This is a genomic window from Mycobacterium alsense (assembly GCF_002086635.1).
Taxonomy (GTDB): Bacteria; Actinomycetota; Actinomycetes; order Mycobacteriales; family Mycobacteriaceae; genus Mycobacterium; species Mycobacterium alsense.
Genome location: NZ_MVHD01000019.1, coordinates 14,873 through 38,970 on the forward strand (window position 1 = coordinate 14,873; position 24,098 = coordinate 38,970).

Genomic DNA, 24,098 nt, shown 5'->3' on the forward strand with positions numbered 1-24,098 from the left:
CCGCTGCGCCGGACGGTGACCTGGCGGAGACATCTGACCACAGTTTCGAGTGACGTTGGTGCGGACGCGAAGGCAGTCGACAAGACGAAGGGACCAAGTAGTGGATTTCGGGGCACTTCCACCGGAAGTCAACTCCGGGCGCATGTACGTCGGCGCGGGTTCGGGGCCGATGCTGGCGGCTGCCGCAGCGTGGGACGGATTGGCCAACGATCTCTACGCCACGGCAGGCTCCTACACTTCGCTGATCACCGAACTCACGAGCGCGTGGTCGGGGCCGGCATCGGCATCGATGGTCAGCGCTTCGGTGCCGTATGCGGCGTGGCTGACCGCGACTGCGGCGCAGGCCGAGCAGACGGCCGTCCAGGCGAAGGCCGCCGCGGGAGCCTACGAGGCCGCTTTTGCAATGACGATTCCGCCGCCGGTGATCGCGGCCAACCGCGCGCAACTGATGACGTTGATCGCGACGAATTTCTTTGGCCAGAACCTGCCAGCGATTGCGGCCACCGAAGCTCACTATGCAGAAATGTGGGCTCAGGATGCCACCGCGATGTATGGCTACGCCGCGGCGTCGGCCGGCGCATCAGCGTTGACCACGTTCGACCAGCCACCATCGACCACCAGCCCGGTGGGGCAGGCCGGTCAGGCGGTCGCGGTCGCCCAAGCGGCCCAAACAGCAGCCGGAACAAACACACAGCCCGTCGCATCCGCCTTCGGGCTGGCCAACGCGAGAGTTCTTTATGGAGGACTACTGAACGAATGGATTGAGTCATCCCGATCGCAGTCCTGGAAAAGGTTGGTATCGCAGTACGCCGATGGCGTTTCGATCGCCTACAACCATTTGGGCGACTGGGAGCACCTGATGAAGGTCTGGGAAGGTGTGGTGCCGGCCGCGGCTGCAAGCAAAGCTGCCGAGGCCGCGGGGGTGTTGCCCGGTGCGGGGGGAATCCAGGCAAGCGTGCCGTTGCCTTCGGGCGCGTCGTCGGCTATTTCGGCGGGTCTCGCTAGGGCGGGCACGGTGGGCAACTTGTCAGTGCCGCAGAGTTGGGCCACCGCGGCTCCGGCGACAAGCGTGGAAGGCACACTGTCGGCCGTGAGCAGCGCCGGCGTTGGCTCCGAAGCTAATGGAGCAAGCGTGCTCCACGGCATACCGCTGACGGGCGCGGGTCGCGGCCGCGGGGGGAAGGTTGTTGGGCAACAGTACGGCTTTCGCCCGATCGTGATGGCGCGACCGGTGGTCGGCGGGTAAGCCCGACGTTGGCGATTCGTGCCGATCGCCGAAGCCGGCCGGTGAGCTACTTGCCGGAAGTGAACCAGGCGACTTTGGCCCGCCAGGACCGAGCGGATCCGTAGGCGAAGCCAACGGCGCTCACGCAGGCGCACAACCAAACCGGCAACACGATATCGGAGCCCGCCCAGGCGGTGCCCATCTGAATCGCGATAGCTGCAAGTCCAAATGCAGCGGAGATCAGATAGAGGTCGACGGTCGTCGTCGAGCGGGGATCCGTCCGCAGTATCAGGAGTACTCGTCCGGCATAGACGAGTAGGTAGATCATCAGACCGCCCAATACAAACCAGTAGGCTCCCAGCCAGACGTCACTGGCCGGGGCGGCGAAGAAGTCGAGGTGATGCCCCTCGTCGGCGATAACGAACAGCGCCACCAGCAGCGGAACCGCCAGCCGTAGCGGCCGCGTGACGTATTTGCGCAATAATCCGCGCTCGCGGGTTTTCTCGACGAGACGGATGAGCCCGTGCCGGATAATTGCCGTCACCGCGAAGATCCAGCAGATGTGGCCGACCAGATGCTGTACGTTCCACAGTCCGAAGACGCGGTGCAACGGCGGGCCGAGCACCGCCGCGGCCCAGTGCGACGTCAGCAGCACGGCGCACCCCTGCAGTGCGATGTTGCGGGTCGCGCCGGCCTCCCATCGGGAACGCCAGGTGTCGCGCCGGATCCACAGGCTGCACAGAATGGAAGCGAGGGTCGCGATGATGAGTGCGGCTTTGATCATTAACGGGTCCCGCGCAGTACCGCTCAGACCGGCGGACTGTTGGGATCGGGGCGAAGGTCACGCAATCTGGGCGGGCCGGCCTGGGACTCCAGGTACTCGGCGACCGAGTCAGGCTCGATCAACCCGTAGCGAACTTGCAGGTCAACGGGGTTCAACCCTAAATATTTAGCCGCCCTGATCAGGTTATCTGCGGTGATCAGCCTGCCTTCGCGGGCCGCCTTGTAATACGCGGACTTGCGGTAGCCGAATGCTGCGTAGACCTCGGTGGCCGCCAAGGGCCTACCGACCAGATACGGCAGAACCACCGCCGGGTCCTTCGCACTGTCGTCCACAATTATGGACGATAGCGCCGTTTGGCGGACACGGCAAAAGCAAGCGGAGTCATCGCGAATGGCCGCCGCGTATGTGCCCGCCCGGTGCGAAGCGAACTACCCGGGCGGGAGCCACTCGGTCGTCGGGCCTGCCGCCGTCGCGTCCCGGACGAGTCCTGCATTTGCGCCGCGAACGCTCCCCCGGGCTGGGCACTTCGCCGCCGCGACATGCTGCAGCTTCGTTTGTGATTCTGATGAAACCCGTTATGAGCCAATACGATTGAGCGTCGATGAACATTGACGACATTGCTACAGCACGCACCAGGCATGTCCGCAGTTCAACCGTGTTTCAGATGCCCCAAGCGGCTAAGGTGCCAGGCATGCCCGTCGGAACCAACGGCTCGAGGTTTGTCCGCCGATCGATCGCATTCGCCGCGGCCGGCCTGACCGTCGCCGCGGCGGCCGCGTGCGACAAACACGAAGCGCCGGCTCCGGGCGCCAATCCCCGCCAGGTGACCGTCGTCGGCTCCGGGCAGGTCCAGGGCGTGCCGGACACCCTGACCGCCGAGGCCGGCATCGAGTTCACCGCGCCCGACGTCACCTCGGCGATGAACCAGACCAATGACCGGCAGCGGGCGGTGATCGACGCGCTGGTCGGCGCGGGCCTGGACCGCAGGGACATCGCCACCACGACGGTCACCCTCGAGCCGCAGTACAGCGGCCCCGGCGGCGCGAGCATCACCGGCTACCGCGCCACCAACGCGATCCGGGTCACGATCCACCCGACCGATGCGGCGTCACGGATGCTGGCCCTCATCGTCGGCACCGGCGGCGACGCCACCCGGATCCGCTCGGTCAGCTACTCGATCGCCGACGACTCGCAACTGGTCAAGGACGCCCGGGCGCGGGCGTTCCACGACGCCAAGTCCCGCGCGGACCAGTACGCCCAGCTGTCCGGGCTGCGGCTGGGTCGGGTGCTTTCCATCTCGGAGGCGTCGGCGCCTCCGGGCGGGCCGACGCCGGCGCCGCGCGGCATGGTCGCCGAAGCCCCCCTGGAACCCGGCCAGCAGACCGTGCGCTTCTCGGTGACCGCGGTGTGGGAGCTCGAGTAGCTACTCCTCGTACACCCGGGGATCGAGCGTGCCGATGTAGGACAGGTCCCGGTAGCGCTCGTCGTAGTCGAGGCCGTAGCCCACCACGAAGTCGTTCGGGATGTCGAAGCCCACGTAGGCGATGTCGACGTTGGCGCGCATCGCGTCGGGCTTGCGCAGCAGCGTGCACACCCGCAGCGAGCGCGGGTGGCGGCTTTTCAGGTTGCGCAGCAGCCACGACAAGGTCAGCCCGGAGTCCACGACGTCCTCGACGATCAGCACGTCGCGATCGTTGATGTCGCGGTCGAGGTCCTTGAGGATCCGCACCACGCCGGACGACGACGTCGAGGACCCGTAGGAGCTGACGGCCATGAACTCGAACTGCGTGGGCACCGGGATCGCGCGGGCCAGATCGGTAACGAAGATCACCGCGCCCTTGAGCACGGTGATCAGGAGCAGGTCCTGACCCGTCCCGGTGGTGATGTCGCGATAGTGCCGGCCGATCTCCTCGCCAAGCTCGGCGGTGCGGGCCTGGATCTGCTCGGCGGTGAGCAACACCGACTTGATGTCCCCCGGGTACATCTCCACCGCCACGTCCACAGCGTGCCACGCCGGCGGGCGGAATCGCTACACGGGCTCCCGCCACAGCGTGAGCACCCCGTCGCGGCGCCCCGCGATCAACCGCTGTCCGCGCAGGGAGGAGCCCACCGCCACCCCGCCCTGCCCGCGCCACGCGGTGATCAGCGCGTCCACACCGCGGATCTGCTTGTCGGTCAGCCCGGTCGCGCCCTCCGCCAGCAGCCAGCCGCGAATCACCCGGCGCCGGACCGCGTCCGGCAACGCGGCCAGGGCCGCGGGTCGCAGCCCCGAATCCGTCCGCGCCCCGGGCAGGGCCTGCGCGGCGAGCGCATCGATCATGTCGGTGTCCTCGCGCAACGCGGTCGCGGTGCGCGCCAACGCCTCGGCCACGCCGCCGCCCAGGACGTCCTCCAGCAGGGGCAGCACCTCCAGGCGCAGCCGGGTCCGGGTGAAACGACGGTCGCTGTTGTGCGGGTCCTGCCACGGGGTCAGGCCGAGTTCCGCGCACGCCGCGTGGGTCACCGCACGCCGCACGGTAAGCAGCGGCCGGCACCATGGCGGGTCGTGCGGGCGCATCCCGGCGATCGAGCGGCCGCCGGAGCCGCGGCCCAGCCCCAGCAGCACCGTCTCGGCCTGGTCGTCGAGCGTGTGCGCCAACAGCACCGGGTCACCGCCGCGCGCCTCCTCGAGCGCGGCGTACCGGGCGGTGCGCGCCGCCGCCTCCGGGCCGCCGCCGGGGCCGGCCGGGCCCACCTGCACGCAAAGCACCCGTGCGTCAACACATCCCAGCGTGAGCGCCTGCTTTCGGGCGGTCTCGGCCACGGCGGCCGAGTCGTCCTGCAGGGCGTGGTCGACGATCAGCGCGGTGGTCGGGCGAAGCGCGGCGGCGACCGCCGTGAGTGCCAGCGAGTCCGGGCCGCCGGATAACGCCACGCACCAACGCTTTTCGTCGGCCAGATGGGTGCGGGCGTACGCCTCGACCGCCGCGCGCAGCCGCCCTACAGCACCCTGTCGATCCATCGCTGGGGGTCTTCGATTTCGGCGGGCAGCGGCAGCGTGTCCGGGCCCGACCACACGGTGTTGAATCGCTGCATCCCCACCTTGCCCACCACGTGGTCGACGAACGCCTTCCCCCGCGTGTACTGGCTGAGCTTCGCGTCGAGCCCGAGCAGCGCACGCAGCAGCCGCTGCAGCGGCGGTTGCTTGCGGTGGCGACGCTCGTCGAACCTGCGGCGGATGGTGGCCACCGACGGCACCACCACCGGCCCGACGGCGTCCATCACGTGGTCGGCGTGGCCCTCCAGCAGCGTGCCCAGCACCAGCAGCTGGTCCAGGGCCTGGCGCTGCGGCTCGGATTGCACGGCGCGCACCAGCCCGAGAATGCCGGACGCGTTCGGGTCCGACGACCCGCGGCCGCGGACGAACTCGGCGAGCCGGCCGGCCACCTGGCCGAGGTCCTCCCCGACGTCCTGGGTCAGCGTCCGCAGCGCCCGCGACATGTGCTCGGACAACCACGGGTTGGCGGTGAACTGGACCCGGTGGGTGACCTCGTGCAGGCACACCCACAACCGGAAATCGGACGGGTTGACCCGAAGCTGGCGCTCGACGGCGATGACGTTGGGATACACCAGCAGCAGGCTCCCCCCGCCGGTGTCCTGTCCGCGGCCGGCGAACGGGTCGTACTGGCCGAGGATCCCCGACGACACGAACGCCAGCACGGCGCCCGTCTGCGCGCCGGTGAGTCGGCCGGTGAGAAAGCCGTGCGGCTTCTCGCTGCCGTTGGTCATCACCCGCATCGACTCGGCCGCCGCGCCGATCCACTGCGGGCGGTCGACGATGCGGACGGGCGGGACATGGCCACCGTCAGAGCCCTTGTCGAAACCGTCGATGACCAGGCCCGTGACGTCGCGCACCGGCGGTTCGGCCTTGGCGGCCGCGGTCGTCAGCTCGTCGATCACCTGGCGGCGGGTGTAGTCGCTGGACGCCGGCCCCGGCCGGGCCAGCCGCTGCCCGACGGTCGCGGCGAATCGCCAGTCGACGGCGGTACCGAGGGTCAGGCTCGACGAGGCGCTCATGAGCACCCACAGAACCACAGCTTGGTGGCCAGCGCGTCCATCGCGTTGCGGCCGTTGGGTCCCGCGGCGTTGGACAGGAACGCAAACGTCAGCACCCGCCCGCTGCGGTCGGTGAGCACCCCGACCAGCGAGTTGATGTCGGTCAGCGAGCCGGTCTTGGCCCGCAGCCAGCCGGCCGGCCCCCGATCGGTGGCCGGGTCGAGGAAGCGGTCGCCCAGCGTGCCGCTGCCACCGGCGATCGGCAGCAGGTCCAGCAGCCCGCGCAGCGCCGGATGGTCGGGCCCGGTCGCCGCCACCATCACGCCGTCGAGCGTCTTGGCGGTCAACCGGTCGTCGACCGACAGGCCGCTGGAATCCTGCAGGGCGGTGCCGGCGGTGTCTACGTGCGCGGTGCTCAGGCGGTTGGTCACCGCGTCGACCGCCCCCGCGAAGCTGCGCGGCCGGTTGATCGCGGCGGCGACCTCGCGGCCGATGCACTCGGCCATCACGTTGTCGGAGTGGTCCATCATCTCCGAAAGCCGCTGGATCAACGGCGCGGACTGGACGACGGCCAGCTGTCGCGCCCCGGTCGGCGCCGTGCCGATCGTGACGGCGGCCGGATCCAGGCCCAGGCCCTTGGCGAGCTCCCGGCCGGCGTCCAGCGCCGGCGTCTTGGACCGGCGCGAGTTGACCGTGGTCGGCTGGATGCGCCCGGCGTCGATCATCACCGGCTCGATCGGGGCGATGTCGCCGTTGTCGACGTCGGCCGGGTCCCAGCCCTGGGCCATGGTGGGCCCGCTGAACGCCGAGATGTCCACCTGCACCGCGGTCGGGGTCATGCCGCTGCGGCGAACCTGTTCGACCAGGTCGCTGATGCGGGCCGCGCCGCGGTACCAGGTCTCCACGCCCGGCGGCGCCGCCGAGAGCACCGGGTCCCCGGCCCCGACCAGCACCACGGGCCCCTGCGCATTGGCGCTGCCCGCGACCACCCGGGTGCTGATGCGGGCCTGACGGTCCAACGTCAGCAGCGCGGCGGCGGCGGTCAGGACCTTGTTGGTCGACGCCGGCACCAGCGGCAGGTCGTCGGCCACCCGCCAGAGCTCCTTGCCCGTGATGGCGTCGCTGATCCGGCCACCCAGCCGCCCCAGGTTGGGATCGGCCGCCACGGGCGCCAGCGCGGCGGCCACGCCGCCGGGGCTGGGCGCCTCGGCGGTGTCGGCGACGGGGACCATCCCCGGCTTCACCGTCGGCGGGCGCGGCGGCGGCACGGGGGCGTGCGCGGCCCCGGCGCCGTGCCCACCGGTGGTGAAAAACGTTGCCGCCGCCACCACGGCGGCCACGAACGCCAGCACGGCCAACCCGATGAGCAGTTGGGTGGATTTCCGCCAGCGAGTCGGACCCATCACTCTCCTGACTGTTTGAACCCATTCTGCCGAATCGGCCGCGATGCGCTCGACTAGGGTGATGCCCGGCGTAACAGCCCTACAAGACCCCAGCCTCGTGAAGGAGCCGACGCGGTGCAATTCGACGTGACGATCGAAATTCCGAAAGGGCAACGCAACAAGTACGAGGTCGACCACGAGACCGGCCGGGTGCGTCTGGACCGCTACCTCTATACGTCGATGGCCTACCCCACCGACTACGGCTTCATCGAGGACACCCTCGGCGAGGACGGCGACCCGTTGGACGCGATGGTGCTGCTGCCGCAGCCGTTGTTCCCGGGGGTGCTGGTCGAGGCGCGCCCGGTGGGAATGTTCCGGATGGTCGACGAGGCCGGCGGCGACGACAAGGTGCTGTGCGTGCCGGCCGGCGACCACCGGTGGGACCACATCCAGGACATCGGCGACGTCCCGGAATTCGAACTCGACGTGATCAAGCACTTCTTCTCCCAATACAAGGCCCTGGAGCCGGGCAAGTTCGTCAAGGCGGCCGACTGGGTCGACCGCGCCCAGGCCGAGGCCGAGGTGCTGCGCTCGATGGAGCGGTTCAAGACCTCGGGGCACTAGGGCGGGCGTTGCGCCTGTTGCGCAACACGCTGTGGCCCAGCGCCACCCCGATGAGCACGACGCCCACCGAGGCGGTGAACACCTCGGGCACCTCGAGGCGCGGGTCGATGGACACCAGCATGATCACGGCCAGCGCGCCGATCGCCCAGTGCGCGCCGTGTTCGAGGTACACGTAGCGGTCCAGCGTCTCCTGCCGGACGAGAAAGATGGTGATCGACCGGACGAACATCGAGCCCACCAGGCCCAGACCCAGCGCGATGACGATCGGGTCGGACGTGATCGCGAAGGCGCCTGTTACCCCGTCGAACGAGAAGGCGGCGTCGAGCACCTCGAGGTAGAGGAAAAGGGTCAGGCCGGCCTTCCCCACCGCCGTGCCGGCGGCCGCGTCATCGACGCCCGACGGCCGAAACGCCCGGCTCAAGCCGTTGACGACGAGGTAGGCGATCAGGCCCAACAGCCCGGCGATCAGCACCGTCGCACGCTCCTCGCTGGAATGGGTCAGCCGCGTCCCCACCAGGACCAGCGCGAGCACCGCGACTACCACCGACACCTGGCCGAGCCGCCCGATGCGCGCGAACGGCACCTCAATCCACTTGAGCCACTTGATGTCTCGGTCGTGAAACACGAAATCCAAAAACAGCATCAACAGAAACGTCCCGCCGAACGCCGCGATCTGCGAGTGGGCGGAGATGATCAGCTTTTCGTAGCTCGGCGAGCCGTCCGGAAATTCCAGCGCGCCGTGCGCCGGCGGGTTGAGCGCCAGCCGCATCGCGCGAACCGGGTCGAGGTCCGCGGTCGCCCACACGATGAGCAGCGGGAAGATCAGCCGCATGCCGAACACGGCGACGAGGATCCCGACGGTCAAAAACATCTGCCGCCAAAAGCTGCTCATCCGCTTGAGGATCGCCGCGTTGATGATCGCGTTGTCGAACGACAGCGACACCTCGAGGACCGCCAGGACCACCAGCAGGAAGAGGGCGTTCAGGCCGCCGTGGAGATACCCGGCCACGAGGGCCGCCGCGGTGAACAACAGCGAGACCCCGAAGATGCGGAACGCGGCCATGTGTCCTTCCTGACAGCCGCAAACACTAGCCGGTCGACCCGCGCGGCAGGCCGTCGGCGCCGGGGGCAAAGTATTTTCAAACCTGTGGCGATGCCCGAAGTCGGCGGTACCCCGACCCCCACCGGAGCCGGGGCCTCCGCGGGGCCGGTCACGCGCGCGAGCGTGGCCCGGGTCGGCGCGGCGACGGCGGTGACCGCGCTGTGCGGCTACGCGGTGATCTACCTGGCCGCTCGGGACCTGGCTCCGCGCGGCTTTTCCGTCTTCGGGGTGTTCTGGGGGGCGTTCGGCCTGGCGACCGGTGCGGCGTTCGGGTTGCTGCAGGAGACCACCCGGGAGGTCCGCGCGGCGCAGTACCTGGACGTAGCGCCGGTCCGGCGGACCCACCCGCTGCGCGTCGCGGCCATGGTCGGCGTGGCCGCCGCCGTCGTGATCGCCGCCAGCTCGCCGCTGTGGGCCGGGCGGGTGTTCGTCGAGGCGCGCTGGCTGTCGGTGGGGCTGCTGTCCGTCGGGCTGGCCGGGTTCTGCCTGCACGCGACCCTGCTGGGCATGCTGGCCGGGATCAACCACTGGACCCAGTACGGGTCGCTGATGGTGACCGACGCCGTGCTGCGGGTGGCGGTCGCCGCCGCCGCGTTCGTCATCGGCTGGGGCCTGTCCGGGTACTTGTGGGCGACCGTGGCGGGCGCGACGGCCTGGCTGATCGTGCTGGCGGCCTCGCCCACGGCGAGGGCCGCGGCCCGGCTGCTCACCCCGGGCGGCACCGCGACCTTCCTGCGCGGCGCCGCCCACTCCATCACGGCGGCCGGCGCCAGCGCGATCCTGGTGATGGGCTTTCCGGTGCTGCTGAAGCTGACCAGCACCGAGCTGGGGGCGCAGGGCGGCGTGATCATCCTGGCCGTGACGTTGACCCGCGCGCCGCTGCTGGTGCCGTTGACCGCCATGCAGGGCAACCTCATCGCCCACTTCGTCGACGAGCGCAGCGACCGGCTGCGCGCCCTGGTCGGGCCGGCGGCGCTCGTCGGCGGCCTCGGCGCGGCAGGGGTGGTGGCGGCCGGCGTCGTCGGTCCCTGGTTGTTGCGCGTGGCCTTCGGGCCGCAGTACCAGGCCAGCGGCGCGCTGCTGATGTGGCTGACCGCCGCCGCCATCGCGATCGCGATGCTGACGCTGACCGGCGCCGCCGCGGTGGCCGCCGCGCTGCATCGGGCCTACGCGCTGGGCTGGGTCGGCGCGACGGTGGCGTCGGGGCTGCTTTTGTTGCTGCCGCTGCCGCTGCCGACGCGCACCGCGGTGGGCCTGCTGTGCGGCCCGCTGGTGGGCATCGGGGTTCATCTGGTGGCCCTGGCGCGTGCGGGGCGCCTTGCCCGCTGATCGTGGCTACCCTGATGGGCACCGATGTCGACTGAATCGCACTACCCGGGCGCCTGGATCGTCGTCCCCGCCTTCAACGAAGCCGCCGTCATCGGCGAGGTGATCGCCGAGGTGCGCTCCGTCTTCGACAATGTCGTCTGCGTCGACGACGGCAGCACCGACGGCACCGGCGAGATCGCGAGGCGGGCGGGCGCCCATCTGGTGCGCCATCCCGTCAACCTGGGCCAGGGCGCGGCCATCCAGACGGGCGTCGAATACGCCCGCAAGCAGCCGGGCGCACAGGTTTTCGCCACCTTCGACGCCGACGGCCAGCACCGCGTCAAGGACGTGGCCGCCATGGTCGACCGGCTCGGCGCCGGTGACGTCGACGTCGTCATCGGCACCCGGTTCGGCGGGCACGGCGGCAGCCGGCCGCCGCTCTTCAAGCGGGTCGTGCTGCGCACCGCCGCGAGGCTGAGCCGGCGCGGACGCCGACTTGGCTTGACCGACACCAACAATGGGCTGCGGGTGTTCAACAAGAAGGTCGCCGACGGGCTGAACATCACCATGAGCGGGATGAGCCACGCCAACGAGATCATCTTGCTGATCGCCGAAAACGGTTGGCGCGTCGCCGAACAGCCGGTCGAAGTGCTCTACACCGAATACTCGAAGTCGAAGGGGCAGCCGCTGCTCAACGGCGTCAACATCATCTTCGACGGGTTCCTGCGAGGGAGGACACGATGAACTGGATCCAGGTGCTGCTGATCGGGGCGATCGTCGCGCTGCTGGTGTATCTGCTGCGGTCGCGCCGCAACGCGCGGTCGCGGGCCTGGGTCAAGGTCGGCTACATCCTGTTCGTGCTCGGCGGCATCTACGCCGTGCTGCGCCCCGACGACACGACGGTGGTGGCGCACTGGTTCGGTGTGCGCCGCGGGGTGGACCTGATGCTCTACGCGCTGATCATGGCGTTCTGTTTCACGACCCTGAGCACCTATATGCGATTCAAGGACCTGGAGCTGCGGTACGTGCGGCTGGCCCGGGCGGTGGCCCTGGAGTCGGCGCAGGAGCCAGAGCCGCGCTAGGCCGAGTGGGCGCGGCGGAAGTATTCCACCGTCCGGCGCACGCCTTCGTCGAGCCCAACCTGCGGGCGCCAGCCCAAAACCGCTGCCGCCAAACCGATGTCGAGGCACGACCGCCTCAGGTCGCCCAGGCGGTCCGGATGAAACTCCGGGTCGTCGGGACCCCCGACGGCCGCGGCTATCACCGAATGCAGTTGGCGGTCCGAGGTTTCCAGCCCGGTGCCGATGTTGAACCGCTGCCCGCCGCCCGCGTCGCCGGAGGCCTTGACGAAGGCGTCCACCACGTCGTCGACGTACACGTAGTCGCGGGTCTTGCCGCCGTCGCCGAACACCTTCGTGGGCTTGCCCGACAACAGCGCCTGGGCGAAGATCGCCACCACACCCGCCTCGCCGTGCGGGTCCTGGCGCGGGCCATAGACGTTGGCCGGCGCGATGTGCGAGCAGTCCAGCCCGTACAGGTGGCGGAAGGTGTTCAGGTAGATCTCGCCGGCCACCTTTCCGGCGGCATACGGCGAGGCGGGATCGGTGGGCGCCGATTCCGGCGTCGGGTACTGCGGTGGGGTGCCATAGATCGACCCGCCCGACGAGGTGTGCACGACCTTGCGCACCCCGGTCAGCCGCGCCGCCTCGGCCAGCCGCACCGTGCCGATGACGTTGACCGACGCGTCGAACTGCGGGTCGGCCACCGACCGCCGCACGTCGATCTGGGCCGCGAGGTGGAACACCACCTCCGGCCGGTGCTCGTCGAAGATGGAGTGCAGGTCGGCGGTCACGATGTCCGCCTCGACGAAGACGTGTGCCGGGTTGCCGGCCAGATGCTCGATGTTGGTCGCCTTGCCGCTGGCGAAATTGTCCAGGCCCACCACCGTGTGACCGTCGGCGAGGAGGCGGTCGACTAGCGTCGAGCCGATGAATCCGGCCGCCCCGGTGACCAGTGCACGCACCGGCCCACCATACAGAGTGGCCCTGGCGGCCGCCGCGCTGATAACGGCGCAGCTGGGGATCCGCGCGGCGCTGGCCTTCGGCGGCTACTTCTACTGGGACGACCTGATTCTCGTCGGGAAGGCCGGCACCGAACCGCTGCTGTCGCCGTCGTACCTGTTCGACGACCACGACGGCCACGTGATGCCGGCGGCCTTCCTCCTCGCCGGCGCCATCACGCGGCTGGCGCCGCTGGACTGGACGTGGCCGGCGGTCAGCCTGCTGGTGTTGCAGCTGCTGGCCTCGCTGGCCCTGCTGCGCGCGCTGCACGTGATCATCGGCTGGCGGTGGGCGCTGCTGATCCCGCTGACGTTCGCGTTGTTCACCCCGCTGGCCGTGCCCGGCTTCGCGTGGTGGGCGGCGGCACTGAACTCGCTGCCCATGCTGGCGGGGCTGGCGTGGGTGTGTGCCGACGCGGTCCTGCTGGTCCGCACCGGCAACCGCCGGTACGCGCTGACCGGGGTGCTCGTCTACCTCGCGGCACTGCTCTTCTTCGAGAAGGCCGCCGTCATTCCGTTCGTCGCCTTCGCCGTGGCCGCGCTGCTGTGCCACGTGCGGGGCGACGGGTCCGGCCTGCGGACGGCGTGGCGGGCGGGCAGGTGGTTGTGGATCGCGTCGCTGGCGCTGACCGCCGGCTGGGTCGCCCTGTATCTGGCCGTGGTCAACCAGCGGCGGTGGAGTTCGGACCTGGCGATGACGACCGAGCTGCTGTGGCGGTCGATCACCCACGGCGTGGTGCCGGGGCTGGCCGGTGGCCCGTGGCACTGGGACCGGTGGGCGCCGGCCTCGCCGTGGGCTACGCCCCCACCGCCGGTGATGGCGCTCGGCTGGCTGGTGCTGGCCGGGGTGCTCGCGCTGTCGCTGGTGCGCAAGCAGTGCATCGGGCCGGTCTGGGTGGTCGCGGCCGGCTACACCGTCGCCTGTCAGGTGCCGATCTATCTGATGCGCTCGTCGAAGCAGACCGCCCTGGAACTCGCCCAGACCCTGCGCTACCTGCCGGATCTCGTCGTCGTGCTGGCGCTGCTGACCGCCGTCGCGCTGTGCGCCCCCAACCGGCCGGCCGCGCCGCGGTCGCTGGACGCAGCGCCGCAGCGCACCGCGGTGGCGGCGGGTTTGGCGGTGGCCTTCGTGGGGAGCAGCCTGTACTCGACGGCGACCTTCCTGACCAGCTGGCGGGACAACCCCGCCCAGCCCTACCTGCAGAACGCTCGGGCGAGTCTGGCGGCGGCGCAACGGGATTCGGCCGCGCCGCTGCTCGACCAGGAGGTCGATCCGCTGGTGCTGCAGCGGGTGGCCGCGCCGCAGAACCTGGCCAGCCACATGTTCGCCCTGCTGCGCGATAGGCCCGAATTTGCCTCGGCGACAACGCAATTGCGCATGCTGGATAGGTCCGGACGGCTGATTCCCGGCCGCGTGAGCTGGATCCGCACCATCGTGCCGGGGCCGATGCCGCGGTGCGGCTACTTCGCGCAACCGGACAAGCCGGCGCGGCTGGTCCTCGACGGCCCGCTGCTGCCCGCCGATTGGACCGCCGAACTCAACTACCTCGCCAACAGCGAGGGCTCGATGACGCTGGCGCTGTCCGAGGGGCCCGACGTGAAGGTGCCGGTCCATCCGGGGCTCAACCGGGTCTTCGCCCGGCTGCCGGGCGCCGGGGACGCGATCACCGTGCGGGCCAACACGGCCGCGCTGTCGTTGTGCCTGGCGTCGGGCCCGATCGGTTTCGTCGCGCCGGCGTGACGCGCAAAGACAGCGCAAAAGAGCGGAGCCGCCTAGGAGAATCGAACTCCTGACCTATTCATTACGAGTGAATCGCTCTACCGACTGAGCTAAGGCGGCGCGCCCGCACGGCGGGCGGCACGAGTCTACGGCAGGCGGGCCGAGTCACCCAAGTTGCTGGCCGATGGTCGCGACCATCGCGTCGACGGCGAACTTGGGTTTGACGTTGGTCGCCAGCGCCTCGCGGCACTCGAGCACCGCCTCGATGCAGCGCAGCAGCCGCTCGGGCGGGGCGTGGGCGGCCAGCGCCGCCACCCGATCGGACATGTCCGGGTGGTTCGCCCGCACACCTGCCGCATCGGCCGAAACCACCAGCGCATCCCGGAAATACGTCGCGAGGTCGATCAGCGCGCGGTCCAGGGCGTCGCGCGACGCCCGCGTCTGGCGCGACTTCTGCCGCCGCTCCAGGTCCCTGATCGCACCGGTGGCGCCCCGCAGCGCGCCCGCGGTGCCCTTGCCGGTCCCGCCGGCCCCCAGCGCCGTGCGCAGCTCCTCGGTTTCGGCCTCGGCGCGGTCGGCGGTCAGCACCACCGCCTCGGCCTCGGCGGCGGCCACCAACTCCTCGGCGGCGGCGTAGGCCCGCGACGGGGTCGCGGCGTCGCGCACCAGTCCCAGCGCCCGCTCCCGTCGCTGCCGGGCCTCGGCGTCGGTGGCCAGCCGGCGCGCGCGGCCCACGTGCCCACCGCTGACCGACGCCGCCCAGTCGGCGGTGTCGGCGTCCAGGCCGTCGCGCTCGATCAGCACCCGCGCGATCGCCCGGGTCGGCGGGGTCACCAGCGCGACGTGCCGGCACCGGGACCGCAGCGTGACCGCGATGTCCTCGGGGTCCACCGACGGCGCGCACAGCAGGAACACCGTCGACGGCGGCGGTTCCTCGACAACCTTCAGCAAAGCGTTGGCGGCGCCCTCGGTCAGCCGGTCGGCGTCCTCGATCACCACGATCTGCCGGTGCCCGGTGGTCGGTCGGCGCGACGCGATCTGCACGATGGCGCGCATCTCGTCCACGCCGATCGACAGGCCCTCGGGAATCACGCGGCGCACGTCGGCGTGGGTGCCCGCCATGGTCGTCGTGCAGGCCCGGCACCGCCCGCAGCCGGGTTCTCCCTCGTCGGTGCACTGCAGCGCGGCCGCGAAGCACACCGCCGCGACCGAGCGCCCGGAACCCGGCGGGCCGGTGATGAGCCACGCATGTGTCATAGTCCCGGGGCCGGCATCACTGTGAGCCGGATCACCGCGGGCCGCGCGCGCGGCGGCGAGCAGTTCGGCCACGACGGCCTCCTGGCCTACCAGCCGCGTAAACACTCCGGTCATCACCGGCAACAGTAATGAGACCGGCGGACAGATACCGATCGGCCACCCAATCGCGACGATTCCGTTACCTTCCCGGGCGTTTGGGCAGCTACCGGCGACTTGCCGAGATCCATATTGTTTTTCGCCGAGTCGGCCCCGCCGGATACGGTGGATTCGTGGCAACCGCGGCGGCACTGCCCGGACGGATCAGTGCGTTCGTCCGGTGGGTGGTGCGCACCCCGTGGCCGCTGTTCGCGCTGAGCATGCTGCAGGCCGACATCATCGGCGGGCTTTTCGTGCTGGGCTTTTTGCGCTACGGGCTGCCGCCCCAGGACCGCATCCAGCTGCAGGATCTGCCGCCGGTGAACCTGACGATCTTCATCAGCGTCGTGGTCACCGTCTTCCTCGCCGGGATCCTGGTCAACCTCAAGGTGCTGCTACCGGTGTTCCGTTGGCAGCGCCACGACAATCTGCTCGCCGACACCGATCCGGCCGCCACCGAGCTGGCCCGCAGCCGCGCGTTGCGGATGCCGTTCTACCGCGTGCTGACCGGCATGGTCGGCTGGTGCATCGGCGGCGCGGTGTTCATCATCGCCAGCTGGTCGGTGGCCAAGTACACGGCGCCCGTCGTCGCGGTCGCCACCGCGCTGGGCGCCGCCGCGACGGCGATCATCGGCTACCTGCAGTCCGAGCGGGTGCTGCGCCCGGTGGCCGTCGCGGCCCTGCGCAGCGGCGTCCCGGAGAACGTCAAGGCGCCCGGCGTCATCCTGCGTCAGCTGCTGAGCTGGATGCTGTCGACGGCCGTGCCGCTGCTGGCGATCGTGCTGGCCGTGGTGGCCGACAAGACGTCCCTGCTGCATGCCACGCCCGAGAAGTTGTTCGACCCCATCCTGCTGCTGGCGCTGGCGGCGCTGGGCATCGGGCTGGTGAGCACCCTGCTGGTGGCCATGTCGATCGCCGACCCGCTGCGCCAGCTGCGCTGGGCGCTGTCGGAGGTGCAGCGTGGTAATTACAACGCGCACATGCAGATCTACGACGCGAGCGAGCTGGGCCTGCTGCAGGCCGGCTTCAACGACATGGTGCGCGACCTTTCCGAGCGGCAGCGCCTGCGCGATCTGTTCGGTCGCTACGTCGGCGAGGACGTGGCCCGCCGCGCCCTGGAGCGCGGCACCGAGCTGGGCGGGCAGGAGCGCGACGTCGCGGTGCTGTTCGTGGACCTGGTGGGCTCCACCCAACTGGCCGCGACGCGCCCGCCCGCCGAGGTGGTCCACCTGCTCAACGAGTTCTTCCGGGTGGTCGTCGACACCGTCGGCCGGCACGGCGGGTTCGTCAACAAGTTTCAGGGCGACGCGGCGCTGGCCATCTTCGGCGCGCCCATCGAGCACCCCGACGCGTCCGGGGGCGCGCTGGCGGCCGCCCGCGAGCTGCACGACGAAATCCTGCCGGTGATCGGTTCGGCGGAGTTCGGGATCGGGGTGTCGGCGGGGCGGGCCATCGCCGGCCACATCGGCGCGCAGGCCCGCTTCGAGTACACGGTGATCGGCGACCCGGTCAACGAGGCCGCGCGCCTCACCGAGCTGGCCAAGCTCGAGCCCGGCCACGTGCTCGCCTCGGCGATCGCGGTCAGCGGCGCGCTGGACGCCGAGGCGCTGTGCTGGGACGTCGGCGAGGTTGTCGAGCTGCGCGGCCGCACGGCACCCACCCAGCTGGCCCGCCCGGTGAAGCTGGCCGCCCCCGAAGAGGTTGCGGGCGAGGAGATTTCGAGCGAGGTTTAGGAGCGCTCGGCTAGGAGCGCTTGGTGGCCTTCTTGGCCGGCGCCCGACGGCCGCTCTTCCGGGCGGGACGCTTGACCGGGCCCCGGGCGCGCCGGTCGGCCAACAGCTCGGCGGCGCGCTCGTCGGTCATCGACATCACGTCGTCGCCCTTGCGCAGGCTGGCGTTGGTCTCACCGTCGGTGACGTACGGACCGAATCGCCCGTCCTTGATGACCATCGGCTTGCCGGACGCCGGATCGTTGCCCAGCTCGCGCAGCGGTGGCGCCGACGCGCTTTGGCGGCCGCGGCGCTTCGGCTCCGCGTAGATCCTCAGCGCCTCGTCCAGGGTGATGTCGAAAATCTGATCCTCGGTCGCCAGCGAACGAGAGTCGTTGCCCCGCTTCAGGTATGGGCCGTAGCGGCCGTTCTGCGCGGTGATTTCCTCGCCGGATTCGGGGTCGGTGCCGACCACCCGGGGCAGCGACAGCAGCTTGAGCGCGTCCTCGAGGGTGACGGTCTGCAAATCCATGCTGCGCAGCAGCGAACCGGTCCGCGGCTTGGGACCCTTGGCGGCCTTCTTGCCCTTCTTCGGGGCCTCGCCGTTCTCCTCGGCGGACGGCTCGGGCTGCGGCAGGACCTCGGTCACGTACGGCCCGTACCGGCCGTCCTTGGCGACGATCTCGTGACCGGTCTGCGGGTCCACCCCCAGCAGGCGTCCCTCCTGCGGCGTGGCGAACAGCTCCTCGGCCACCTCGAGCGTCAGCTCGTCGGGGGTCAGCGAGTCGTTGAGGTTGGCCCGCTGCGGGGTGGGCTCGCCGTCCTCGCCGGTCACCACGCGCTCGAGGTAGGGCCCGTTCTTGCCGACCCGGACATAGACGGGGCGACCCTCGGCGTCGTCGAACACCTTGATGGAGTTGACCTCCCGCGCGTCGATGCCCTCCAGGTTGACGCCGACGAGCTTCTTCAGGCCACCCGAGCGTGCCACCGAGTCGGGCACGCCGTGATCGCCGCCGAAGTAGAAGTTGTTGAGCCAGTTGGTGCGCTGCTCGTTGCCCGATGCGATCGCGTCGAGCTCGTCTTCCATCGCCGCGGTGAAGCCGTAGTCGACCAGCCGGCCGAAGTGCTGCTCGAGCAGCCCGGTGACGGCGAACGCCACCCACGAGGGCACCAGGGCGCTGCCCTTCTTGTAGACGTAGCCACGGTCCTGGATCGTCTTGATGATCGACGCGTACGTCGACGGCCGGCCGATGCCCAGCTCCTCCAGCGCCTTGACCAGTGAGGCCTCGGTGTAGCGGGCCGGCGGGTTGGTGGCGTGGCCGTCGGGGGTGAGCTCGAGGGCCGCCAGCCGCTGGCCCTCGGTCAGGTGCGGCAGGCGGCGCTCGGCGTCGTCGGCCTCGCCGCCGGCCAGCTCGTCCACCGTCTCCACGTAGGCCTTGAGGAAGCCGGCGAAGGTGATGGTGCGCCCGGTGGCGGAGAAGGTCACGTCCCGGTCCCTGGAGCGTCCGGCGATCTTCAGGCTCAGCGTTGTGCCGCGCGCGTCGGCCATCTGCGAGGCCACCGTGCGTTGCCAGATCAGTTCGTAGAGCCGGAAGTCGTCACCGTCGAGCTCGCGGCGCACCGCGTCCGGGGTCGCGAAGGTCTCGCCGGCGGGCCGGATCGCCTCGTGGGCCTCCTGCGCGTTCTTCACCTTGCGCGTGTACTGGCGCGGCGACGGCGAGACGTACTCCTCGCCGTAGAGCTGGCGCGCCTGGGTGCGCGCCGCGCTGATCGCCGACTCCGACAGCGTCGTCGAGTCGGTGCGCATATAAGTGATGTAGCCGTTCTCGTAGAGGCGCTGGGCGATGCTCATGGTGCGCTCGGACGAGAAGCGCAGCTTGCGGCCGGCCTCCTGCTGCAGCGTCGACGTCATGAACGGCGCGTACGGCCGCCGGGTGTAGGGCTTTTCCTCCACCGACGCCACCGACAGCTGCGCGCCCCGCAGCCCGCCGGCCAGCTCGGTCGCCTGGGCCTCGTCGAGGACGATGACCTCGTCCGCCTTGCGCAGCTGGCCCAGCGAGTCGAAATCGCGGCCGGTCGCCACGCGCAGGCCGTCCACGTTCGTCAGCCGCGCCGTGAAGGTGGGCGGCTGCGCCCGCGGGTCGGACACGCTGGCGTCCAGCTGGGCGACGATGTCCCAGTAGGACGCGCTGCGAAACGCCATCCGATCGCGCTCGCGCTGCACGATGATGCGGGTGGCGACCGACTGGACCCGGCCCGCCGACAGCTTGGGCGCGACCTTCTTCCACAGCACCGGGCTGACCTCGTAACCGTAGAGCCGGTCCAGGATGCGGCGGGTCTCCTGGGCGTCGACCAGGTCGATGTCGAGGTCGCGGGGGTGCTCGGCGGCCGCGCGGATCGCCGGCTCGGTGATCTCGTGAAAGACCATCCGCTTGACCGGGATGTTCGGCTTGAGGGTCTCCAAAAGGTGCCAGGCGATGGCCTCGCCCTCACGGTCACCATCCGTGGCCAGGTAGAGCTCGTCGACGTCCTTGAGCAGGCCCTTGAGCTCGCTGACGGTGTGCTTCTTCTCCGGGCTGATGATGTACAGCGGCTCGAAGTCGGCATCGACGTTGACCCCGAGCCTGGCCCACGGCTCGGACTTGAACTTCGCGGGCACGTCGGCGGCGGCGCGGGGCAGGTCGCGGATGTGGCCCCGCGAGGACTCGACGATGTAGCTGGAGCCCAGGTAACCGGCCAATTTGCGCGCCTTGGTCGGCGACTCGACGATCACGAGTCGCCGACGGCTCCCATTTCCGCCGCCGACGCGGTCCTCTAGCTTCGGGTCAGCCAACTGCGCTTACGCTCCATCTCTTGTCTCGGCCCCTGCTGAGACCGCCTGCAGGAAGAATGACAGGCCGTCTGCCGAAATTCCGGCGAACCAGGCACGCCAGCGTTCCTTCGCTTCAGGGCACCTGACAATTTCGCACCCTCGGGCGGGCCTGCGCAAACCGGATGACCGCCGGACGGGGTCCGCAAGCGCGTCAAACCCGGGGCCACAGCGCCAACGCTTCCGCGGCGTCCGGCGGTTCCCCCACGTTCTCTACCAGGCGCGACAGCCTGCGACGGCCGCTGATCCGCAGCGCCGGCCGGCCGCCCCGGGTGCCGATCAGGGTGGGCGCGATTCCGACCCGCATCAGCGCCGACGCCAGCGGCGAATGGGTGTCGGGCGCGTGCGGGTCCAGGCCCAGCACGTAGTGGTCGTTTTCCGGGCGACCGGCCGCCAGCGTCCACGCCCGCAGCTCGCGCGGGCCGGGCAGCCACCGGGGGGGCACGGTCTTGACCGCGCCGCGGGTCCATTCGGCGGCGATGGTGGTCAGCGCGGGCGTCACCGCCGTCCTCACCAGGGGGGTGTCCTCGTCGGTGCGGCCGATCTCGGGTTCCAGGCCCGCCTCGCGGATCATCTCGGCGAGCGCCGAGGCGCGCCACACGTCGTCCACCACGACCGAAAGTCGAGCAAGCCGGGCGCCCTGGCCTCCACCTTCGGAGGGGGTGACCACCACGATCTGGCCCGACGCCGCCAGCACCCCGGAGAGATCGGCGACCGCGGGCGGCACCGACTCCGCTGTGAAGAAGGAAAGCTGGCTCACGCCACCGACAGTAGGCCAGGTGGTCCGTCCACGCCCTCAAGTTTTCGGCGCGTTTCGGCAAGCCGGCCCGCCGCATCCTGCCGAGCGGACGGACGAGCAGACGGAAAAGCCCCCAAATCGGTGCCGATGTGGGGGCTTTTGCGTCTGCTCGCGCCTTAGACGGAGCGGACTCCGGTGGCCTGGGGGCCCTTAGGGCTGTGGCCGATCTCGAACTCGACCTTCTGGTTTTCTTCAAGGGTGCGGAAGCCCGTTCCCTGGATCTCCGTGTAGTGGACAAAAACATCTGCGGAACCGTCTTCGGGGGCGATGAACCCGAACCCTTTCTCCGCGTTGAACCACTTCACAGTTCCCTGTGGCATCTCTCGATCTTTCCTTTTCTATTGGATGCGGTGCACCGCCCTTCGGTGCCCCGGGCCGCATACGACCGCCATACCTCGCGGAGTCGCCGGAACTTCACCCGACCGATAACCTCGCAGGAACCGCGGCCGCAACGTTGTTCCTGCGAAAGTTTGACACGAACACAGAAGCTGCGACCGCAATCAGTCAACCATGTTCATCGCGTCGGCGACAGACTTGTGTCCAGTACTGATTCCTGGAGGGTGTGCGGTGGCGAGTTTCGGCAGCGACCTGCTCACCGTCGCCCTCGCGGGCACGGCGGCGAGCGAGCGGCCGCTGCGCCATGTCGCCGAGCTGCCGGCCCGTGGCGGCCGCCCCCAGAGCTGGCCGGAGTGGGCGGAGCCCGACGTCGTGCGCGCGTTCACCGATCGCGGCATCGGCCGGCCCTGGTCGCACCAGGCCGCGGCGGCCGAGCTCGCCCACGCAAGCCGCCACGTGGTGATCAGCACCGGCACCGCCTCGGGCAAGTCGCTGGCCTACCAGCTCCCCGCCCTGCAGGCGTTGGCCACGGACCCGCGCGCCCGGGTGCTTTACCTGTCGCCCACCAAGGCGCTCGGCCACGACCAGTTGCGCGCCGCGCACGCCCTGACCGCGGCCGTGCCCCGGTTGCGCGAACCCGGTTTCGCGGTCGCGCCCACCGCCTTCGACGGCGACAGCCCCGCCGAGGTGCGCCGCTTCGCCCGCGAACGCTCCCGATGGCTGTTCTCCAACCCCGACATGATCCACCTGACGATCCTGCGCAACCATGCGCGCTGGGCCGCGTTGCTGCGGGGGCTTCGCTTCGTGATCGTCGACGAATGCCACTACTACCGCGGGGTCTTCGGCTCGAACGTGGCCATGGTGCTGCGCCGGCTGCTGCGGCTGTGCGAGCGCTACTCCTCCGCCCCAACCGTCCTGTTCGCCAGCGCGACGACGGATTCGCCGGGCGCGACCGCTTCCGAACTCATCGGCTTTCCGGTCGCGGAGGTAACCGAGGACGGCTCGCCGCAGGGCGCGCGGACCGTGGCGTTGTGGGAGCCCGCGCTGCGGACCGACCTGACCGGCGAGAACGGAGCGCCGGTGCGCCGGTCCGCGGGCGCCGAGGCGGCCCGGGTGATGGCGGACCTGATCGCCGAGGGTGCGCAGACCCTGACCTTCGTGCGGTCGCGGCGCGCCGCCGAGCTGACCGCGCTGGGGGCGCGGGCGCGGCTCGAGGACGTCGCCCCGCAGCTGTCGCAGGCGGTGGCGTCGTATCGGGCCGGTTACCTCGCTGAGGACCGCACCGCGCTGGAGCGCGCCCTGGCCGAGGGCCGGCTGCGGGGCCTGGCCACCACCAACGCGCTGGAGCTGGGTGTCGACATCGCCGGGCTGGACGCCGTGGTGCTCGCCGGGTTTCCCGGGACGGTCGCCTCGTTCTGGCAACAGGCCGGCCGGTCGGGACGGCGCGGCCAGGGCGCGCTGGTGGTGCTGATCGCCCGCGACGACCCGCTCGACACGTACCTGGTGCACAACCCGGGCGCCCTGCTGGACAAGCCGGTCGAGCGGGTCGTGATCGATCCGGCCAACCCCTACATTCTGGGCCCCCAACTCCTTTGTGCGGCAACCGAACTCCCGCTGACCGAACCGGAGGTCAGGGACATGGGGGCCACGGAGGTGGCGCAGGGTCTCGTCGACGACGGGCTGTTGCGGCGGCGCGGCGACAAGTACTTTCCCGCGGCCGGCCTGCAACCGCATGGGGCGGTCGACATCCGGGGGTCGGCGGGCGGCCAGATCGTCATCGTCGAGGCCGACACCGGGCGGCTGCTGGGCAGCACCGGGGTCGATCGGGCGCCGGCCTCCGTGCACCCCGGCGCCGTCTACCTGCATCAGGGCGAGACCTACGTCGTCGATTCGCTGGACACCGACGACGGGATCGCGTTCGTGCATGCCGACGATCCCGGCTACGCGACGTTCGCGCGCGAGATCACCGACATCGTCGTCACCGGGGCGGGTGAACGCCGCGCGTTCGGTCCCGTAACGCTGGGTTTGGTGCCTGTCCGCGTCACGCATCGCGTGGTGGGTTACCTGCGCCGCCGGCTGTCGGGGGAGGTCATCGACTTCATCGAACTGGACATGCCCGAGCACGTGCTTCCCACCACCGCCGCCATGTACACCATTGCTCCGGATGCGCTGGCGCGCAAGGGTGTTGGGGCGACGCGCGTTCCCGGCTCGCTGCACGCCGCGGAGCACGCGGCCATCGGGCTGCTGCCCCTGGTGGCCAGCTGCGACCGCGGCGACATCGGCGGCCTGTCCACCGCGATCGGGCCCGACGGGCTGCCCAGCGTCTTCGTCTACGACGGCTACCCGGGCGGGGCGGGATTCGCCGAACGCGGCTTCCGCCGTGCGCGCACGTGGCTGGGCGCGACGGCGGCCGCGATCGAGGCGTGCGAGTGCCCGCAAGGATGCCCGTCGTGCGTGCAATCGCCCAAGTGCGGCAACGGCAACGACCCGCTGGACAAGGCGGGCGCGGTGTCGGTGCTGCGGGTGGTGCTCGCGGAGCTGGGTCTCGAGCAGGGCTAAGCAAAATCGGCGGCGCAACGGGTACCGGAACGCCGAAGAGGCCGCGATGGCGACCGACCCCTCGACGGTCGACTCGACGAAACGTCGTGACAGGCGCCAGGCCTCGCTGCGGAGGAAATCCCAACATACCACCGCGGGCGGCCCCGTGTGGCCGGTTGCCCAGATACCGTGTCGCACACGGCGTTACGGTGCGTA

21 protein-coding genes and 1 tRNA gene are annotated in these 24,098 nt (G+C 70.4%); 9 read left to right on the plus strand and 13 right to left on the minus strand.

Annotation, left to right across the window (positions count from 1 at the left end; translation table 11 throughout):
- The first annotated feature begins 100 nt into the window (after positions 1-100).
- Positions 101-1,246 (plus strand): PPE family protein, encoded by a 1,146-nt coding sequence (locus tag BST11_RS13060; RefSeq protein WP_083138383.1) that lies wholly within the window; start codon positions 101-103, stop codon positions 1,244-1,246.
- A gap of 46 nt (positions 1,247-1,292) precedes the next feature.
- Here BST11_RS13060 and BST11_RS13065 read toward each other — a convergent pair whose 3' ends face one another.
- Positions 1,293-2,009: a hypothetical protein gene (locus BST11_RS13065; protein ID WP_083138384.1), complete on the minus strand. Its 717-nt coding sequence runs from the start codon at positions 2,007-2,009 to the stop codon at positions 1,293-1,295.
- Positions 2,010-2,032: 23 nt separating this feature from the next.
- Positions 2,033-2,341, minus strand: a complete 309-nt coding sequence (locus BST11_RS13070) for a hypothetical protein (RefSeq protein ID WP_083138385.1) — start codon at positions 2,339-2,341, stop codon at positions 2,033-2,035.
- A 359-nt stretch (positions 2,342-2,700) separates the two neighbouring features.
- Here BST11_RS13070 and BST11_RS13075 point away from each other — a divergent pair, with 359 nt between their 5' ends.
- Positions 2,701-3,432 carry an SIMPL domain-containing protein gene (locus tag BST11_RS13075; RefSeq protein ID WP_083138386.1) on the plus strand — a complete coding sequence of 244 codons (732 nt, stop codon included), beginning with the start codon at positions 2,701-2,703 and terminating at the stop codon, positions 3,430-3,432.
- Here the strand turns inward: BST11_RS13075 and hpt are convergent, their stop codons facing one another.
- From hpt to dacB, 4 genes are read right to left on the minus strand one after another with little or no spacing between them, the layout of a single operon-like run.
- Positions 3,433-3,993: a hypoxanthine phosphoribosyltransferase gene (hpt, locus tag BST11_RS13080; RefSeq protein WP_083138431.1), complete on the minus strand. Its 561-nt coding sequence runs from the start codon at positions 3,991-3,993 to the stop codon at positions 3,433-3,435.
- A 45-nt stretch (positions 3,994-4,038) separates the two neighbouring features.
- On the minus strand, positions 4,039-5,010 hold the full coding sequence (gene tilS, locus BST11_RS13085) for a tRNA lysidine(34) synthetase TilS (RefSeq protein ID WP_083138387.1): 972 nt from the start codon (positions 5,008-5,010) through the stop codon (positions 4,039-4,041).
- Positions 4,989-6,065 (minus strand): zinc-dependent metalloprotease, encoded by a 1,077-nt coding sequence (locus tag BST11_RS13090; protein ID WP_083138430.1) that lies wholly within the window; start codon positions 6,063-6,065, stop codon positions 4,989-4,991. The genes tilS and BST11_RS13090 overlap by 22 nt, the downstream gene beginning before the upstream one ends.
- Positions 6,062-7,447 carry a D-alanyl-D-alanine carboxypeptidase/D-alanyl-D-alanine endopeptidase gene (gene dacB / locus BST11_RS13095; RefSeq protein ID WP_142276329.1) on the minus strand — a complete coding sequence of 462 codons (1,386 nt, stop codon included), beginning with the start codon at positions 7,445-7,447 and terminating at the stop codon, positions 6,062-6,064. The genes BST11_RS13090 and dacB overlap by 4 nt, the downstream gene beginning before the upstream one ends.
- A 114-nt stretch (positions 7,448-7,561) precedes the next feature.
- Between dacB and BST11_RS13100 the strand changes: the two genes are divergently transcribed.
- Positions 7,562-8,050: an inorganic diphosphatase gene (locus BST11_RS13100; protein ID WP_068211923.1), complete on the plus strand. Its 489-nt coding sequence runs from the start codon at positions 7,562-7,564 to the stop codon at positions 8,048-8,050.
- Here BST11_RS13100 and BST11_RS13105 read toward each other — a convergent pair.
- A complete protein-coding gene (locus BST11_RS13105; protein WP_083138388.1) occupies positions 8,031-9,113 on the minus strand; it encodes a DUF475 domain-containing protein in 1,083 nt (360 codons plus the stop codon). The two genes, BST11_RS13100 and BST11_RS13105, sit on opposite strands and share 20 nt — an antisense overlap.
- Before the next feature lie 90 nt (positions 9,114-9,203).
- Here BST11_RS13105 and BST11_RS13110 point away from each other — a divergent pair, with 90 nt between their 5' ends.
- Genes BST11_RS13110 through BST11_RS13120 form a run of 3 tightly spaced genes read left to right on the plus strand, consistent with a single transcriptional unit; the run spans position 9,204 to position 11,542 of the window.
- Entirely contained in the window at positions 9,204-10,481 is a 1,278-nt protein-coding gene (locus BST11_RS13110) for a hypothetical protein (RefSeq protein ID WP_083138433.1), read from the plus strand.
- A 24-nt stretch (positions 10,482-10,505) separates the two neighbouring features.
- Positions 10,506-11,204 carry a glycosyltransferase family 2 protein gene (locus tag BST11_RS13115; RefSeq protein WP_083138389.1) on the plus strand — a complete coding sequence of 233 codons (699 nt, stop codon included), beginning with the start codon at positions 10,506-10,508 and terminating at the stop codon, positions 11,202-11,204.
- Complete coding sequence (locus BST11_RS13120) at positions 11,201-11,542, plus strand: DUF2304 domain-containing protein (RefSeq protein ID WP_083138390.1); 342 nt, start codon at positions 11,201-11,203, stop codon at positions 11,540-11,542. Before BST11_RS13115 ends, BST11_RS13120 begins: the two co-directional genes overlap by 4 nt.
- Here BST11_RS13120 and BST11_RS13125 read toward each other — a convergent pair.
- Positions 11,539-12,483 (minus strand): NAD-dependent epimerase/dehydratase family protein, encoded by a 945-nt coding sequence (locus tag BST11_RS13125; protein WP_083138391.1) that lies wholly within the window; start codon positions 12,481-12,483, stop codon positions 11,539-11,541. The genes BST11_RS13120 and BST11_RS13125 overlap by 4 nt on opposite strands.
- Between BST11_RS13125 and BST11_RS13130 the strand changes: the two genes are divergently transcribed.
- On the plus strand, positions 12,449-14,260 hold the full coding sequence (locus BST11_RS13130) for a hypothetical protein (protein WP_169834906.1): 1,812 nt from the start codon (positions 12,449-12,451) through the stop codon (positions 14,258-14,260). The two genes, BST11_RS13125 and BST11_RS13130, sit on opposite strands and share 35 nt — an antisense overlap.
- A 26-nt stretch (positions 14,261-14,286) precedes the next feature.
- Here the strand turns inward: BST11_RS13130 and BST11_RS13135 are convergent.
- Both BST11_RS13135 and BST11_RS13140 read right to left on the minus strand, forming a co-directional pair.
- Positions 14,287-14,359, minus strand: a tRNA-Thr gene (locus tag BST11_RS13135).
- A gap of 45 nt (positions 14,360-14,404) precedes the next feature.
- Positions 14,405-15,610: a DNA polymerase III subunit delta' gene (locus BST11_RS13140; protein ID WP_083138392.1), complete on the minus strand. Its 1,206-nt coding sequence runs from the start codon at positions 15,608-15,610 to the stop codon at positions 14,405-14,407.
- 107 nt (positions 15,611-15,717) lie between these two features.
- Between BST11_RS13140 and BST11_RS13145 the strand changes: the two genes are divergently transcribed.
- Entirely contained in the window at positions 15,718-17,364 is a 1,647-nt protein-coding gene (locus tag BST11_RS13145; protein WP_372509765.1) for an adenylate/guanylate cyclase domain-containing protein, read from the plus strand.
- A 10-nt stretch (positions 17,365-17,374) separates the two neighbouring features.
- Here BST11_RS13145 and topA read toward each other — a convergent pair whose 3' ends face one another.
- From topA to cspA, 3 genes are all read right to left on the minus strand, one after another.
- Positions 17,375-20,173 (minus strand): type I DNA topoisomerase, encoded by a 2,799-nt coding sequence (gene topA, locus BST11_RS13150; protein ID WP_083138393.1) that lies wholly within the window; start codon positions 20,171-20,173, stop codon positions 17,375-17,377.
- Positions 20,174-20,363: 190 nt separating this feature from the next.
- A complete protein-coding gene (locus tag BST11_RS13155; RefSeq protein WP_083138394.1) occupies positions 20,364-20,969 on the minus strand; it encodes a hypothetical protein in 606 nt (201 codons plus the stop codon).
- 155 nt (positions 20,970-21,124) lie between these two features.
- Complete coding sequence (cspA, locus tag BST11_RS13160; RefSeq protein WP_036363014.1) at positions 21,125-21,328, minus strand: cold shock protein CspA; 204 nt, start codon at positions 21,326-21,328, stop codon at positions 21,125-21,127.
- Positions 21,329-21,575: 247 nt separating this feature from the next.
- Between cspA and BST11_RS13165 the strand changes: the two genes are divergently transcribed.
- Positions 21,576-23,903 (plus strand): DEAD/DEAH box helicase, encoded by a 2,328-nt coding sequence (locus tag BST11_RS13165; RefSeq protein WP_083138395.1) that lies wholly within the window; start codon positions 21,576-21,578, stop codon positions 23,901-23,903.
- Positions 23,904-24,098: the final 195 nt, after the last annotated feature.

Coding starts and splice junctions, on each gene's coding strand:
- BST11_RS13130 (WP_169834906.1), top strand. CDS start 12,449: ATGAATCCGGCCGCCCCGGTGACCAGTGCACGCACCGGCCCACCATAC.
- BST11_RS13110 (WP_083138433.1), top strand. CDS start 9,204: ATGCCCGAAGTCGGCGGTACCCCGACCCCCACCGGAGCCGGGGCCTCC.
- cspA (WP_036363014.1), bottom strand. CDS start 21,328: ATGCCACAGGGAACTGTGAAGTGGTTCAACGCGGAGAAAGGGTTCGGG.
- BST11_RS13075 (WP_083138386.1), top strand. CDS start 2,701: ATGCCCGTCGGAACCAACGGCTCGAGGTTTGTCCGCCGATCGATCGCA.
- BST11_RS13065 (WP_083138384.1), bottom strand. CDS start 2,009: ATGATCAAAGCCGCACTCATCATCGCGACCCTCGCTTCCATTCTGTGC.
- BST11_RS13090 (WP_083138430.1), bottom strand. CDS start 6,065: ATGAGCGCCTCGTCGAGCCTGACCCTCGGTACCGCCGTCGACTGGCGA.
- BST11_RS13120 (WP_083138390.1), top strand. CDS start 11,201: ATGAACTGGATCCAGGTGCTGCTGATCGGGGCGATCGTCGCGCTGCTG.
- BST11_RS13105 (WP_083138388.1), bottom strand. CDS start 9,113: ATGGCCGCGTTCCGCATCTTCGGGGTCTCGCTGTTGTTCACCGCGGCG.
- BST11_RS13115 (WP_083138389.1), top strand. CDS start 10,506: ATGTCGACTGAATCGCACTACCCGGGCGCCTGGATCGTCGTCCCCGCC.
- hpt (WP_083138431.1), bottom strand. CDS start 3,993: ATGTACCCGGGGGACATCAAGTCGGTGTTGCTCACCGCCGAGCAGATC.
- tilS (WP_083138387.1), bottom strand. CDS start 5,010: ATGGATCGACAGGGTGCTGTAGGGCGGCTGCGCGCGGCGGTCGAGGCG.
- dacB (WP_142276329.1), bottom strand. CDS start 7,447: ATGGGTCCGACTCGCTGGCGGAAATCCACCCAACTGCTCATCGGGTTG.
- BST11_RS13140 (WP_083138392.1), bottom strand. CDS start 15,610: ATGACCGGAGTGTTTACGCGGCTGGTAGGCCAGGAGGCCGTCGTGGCC.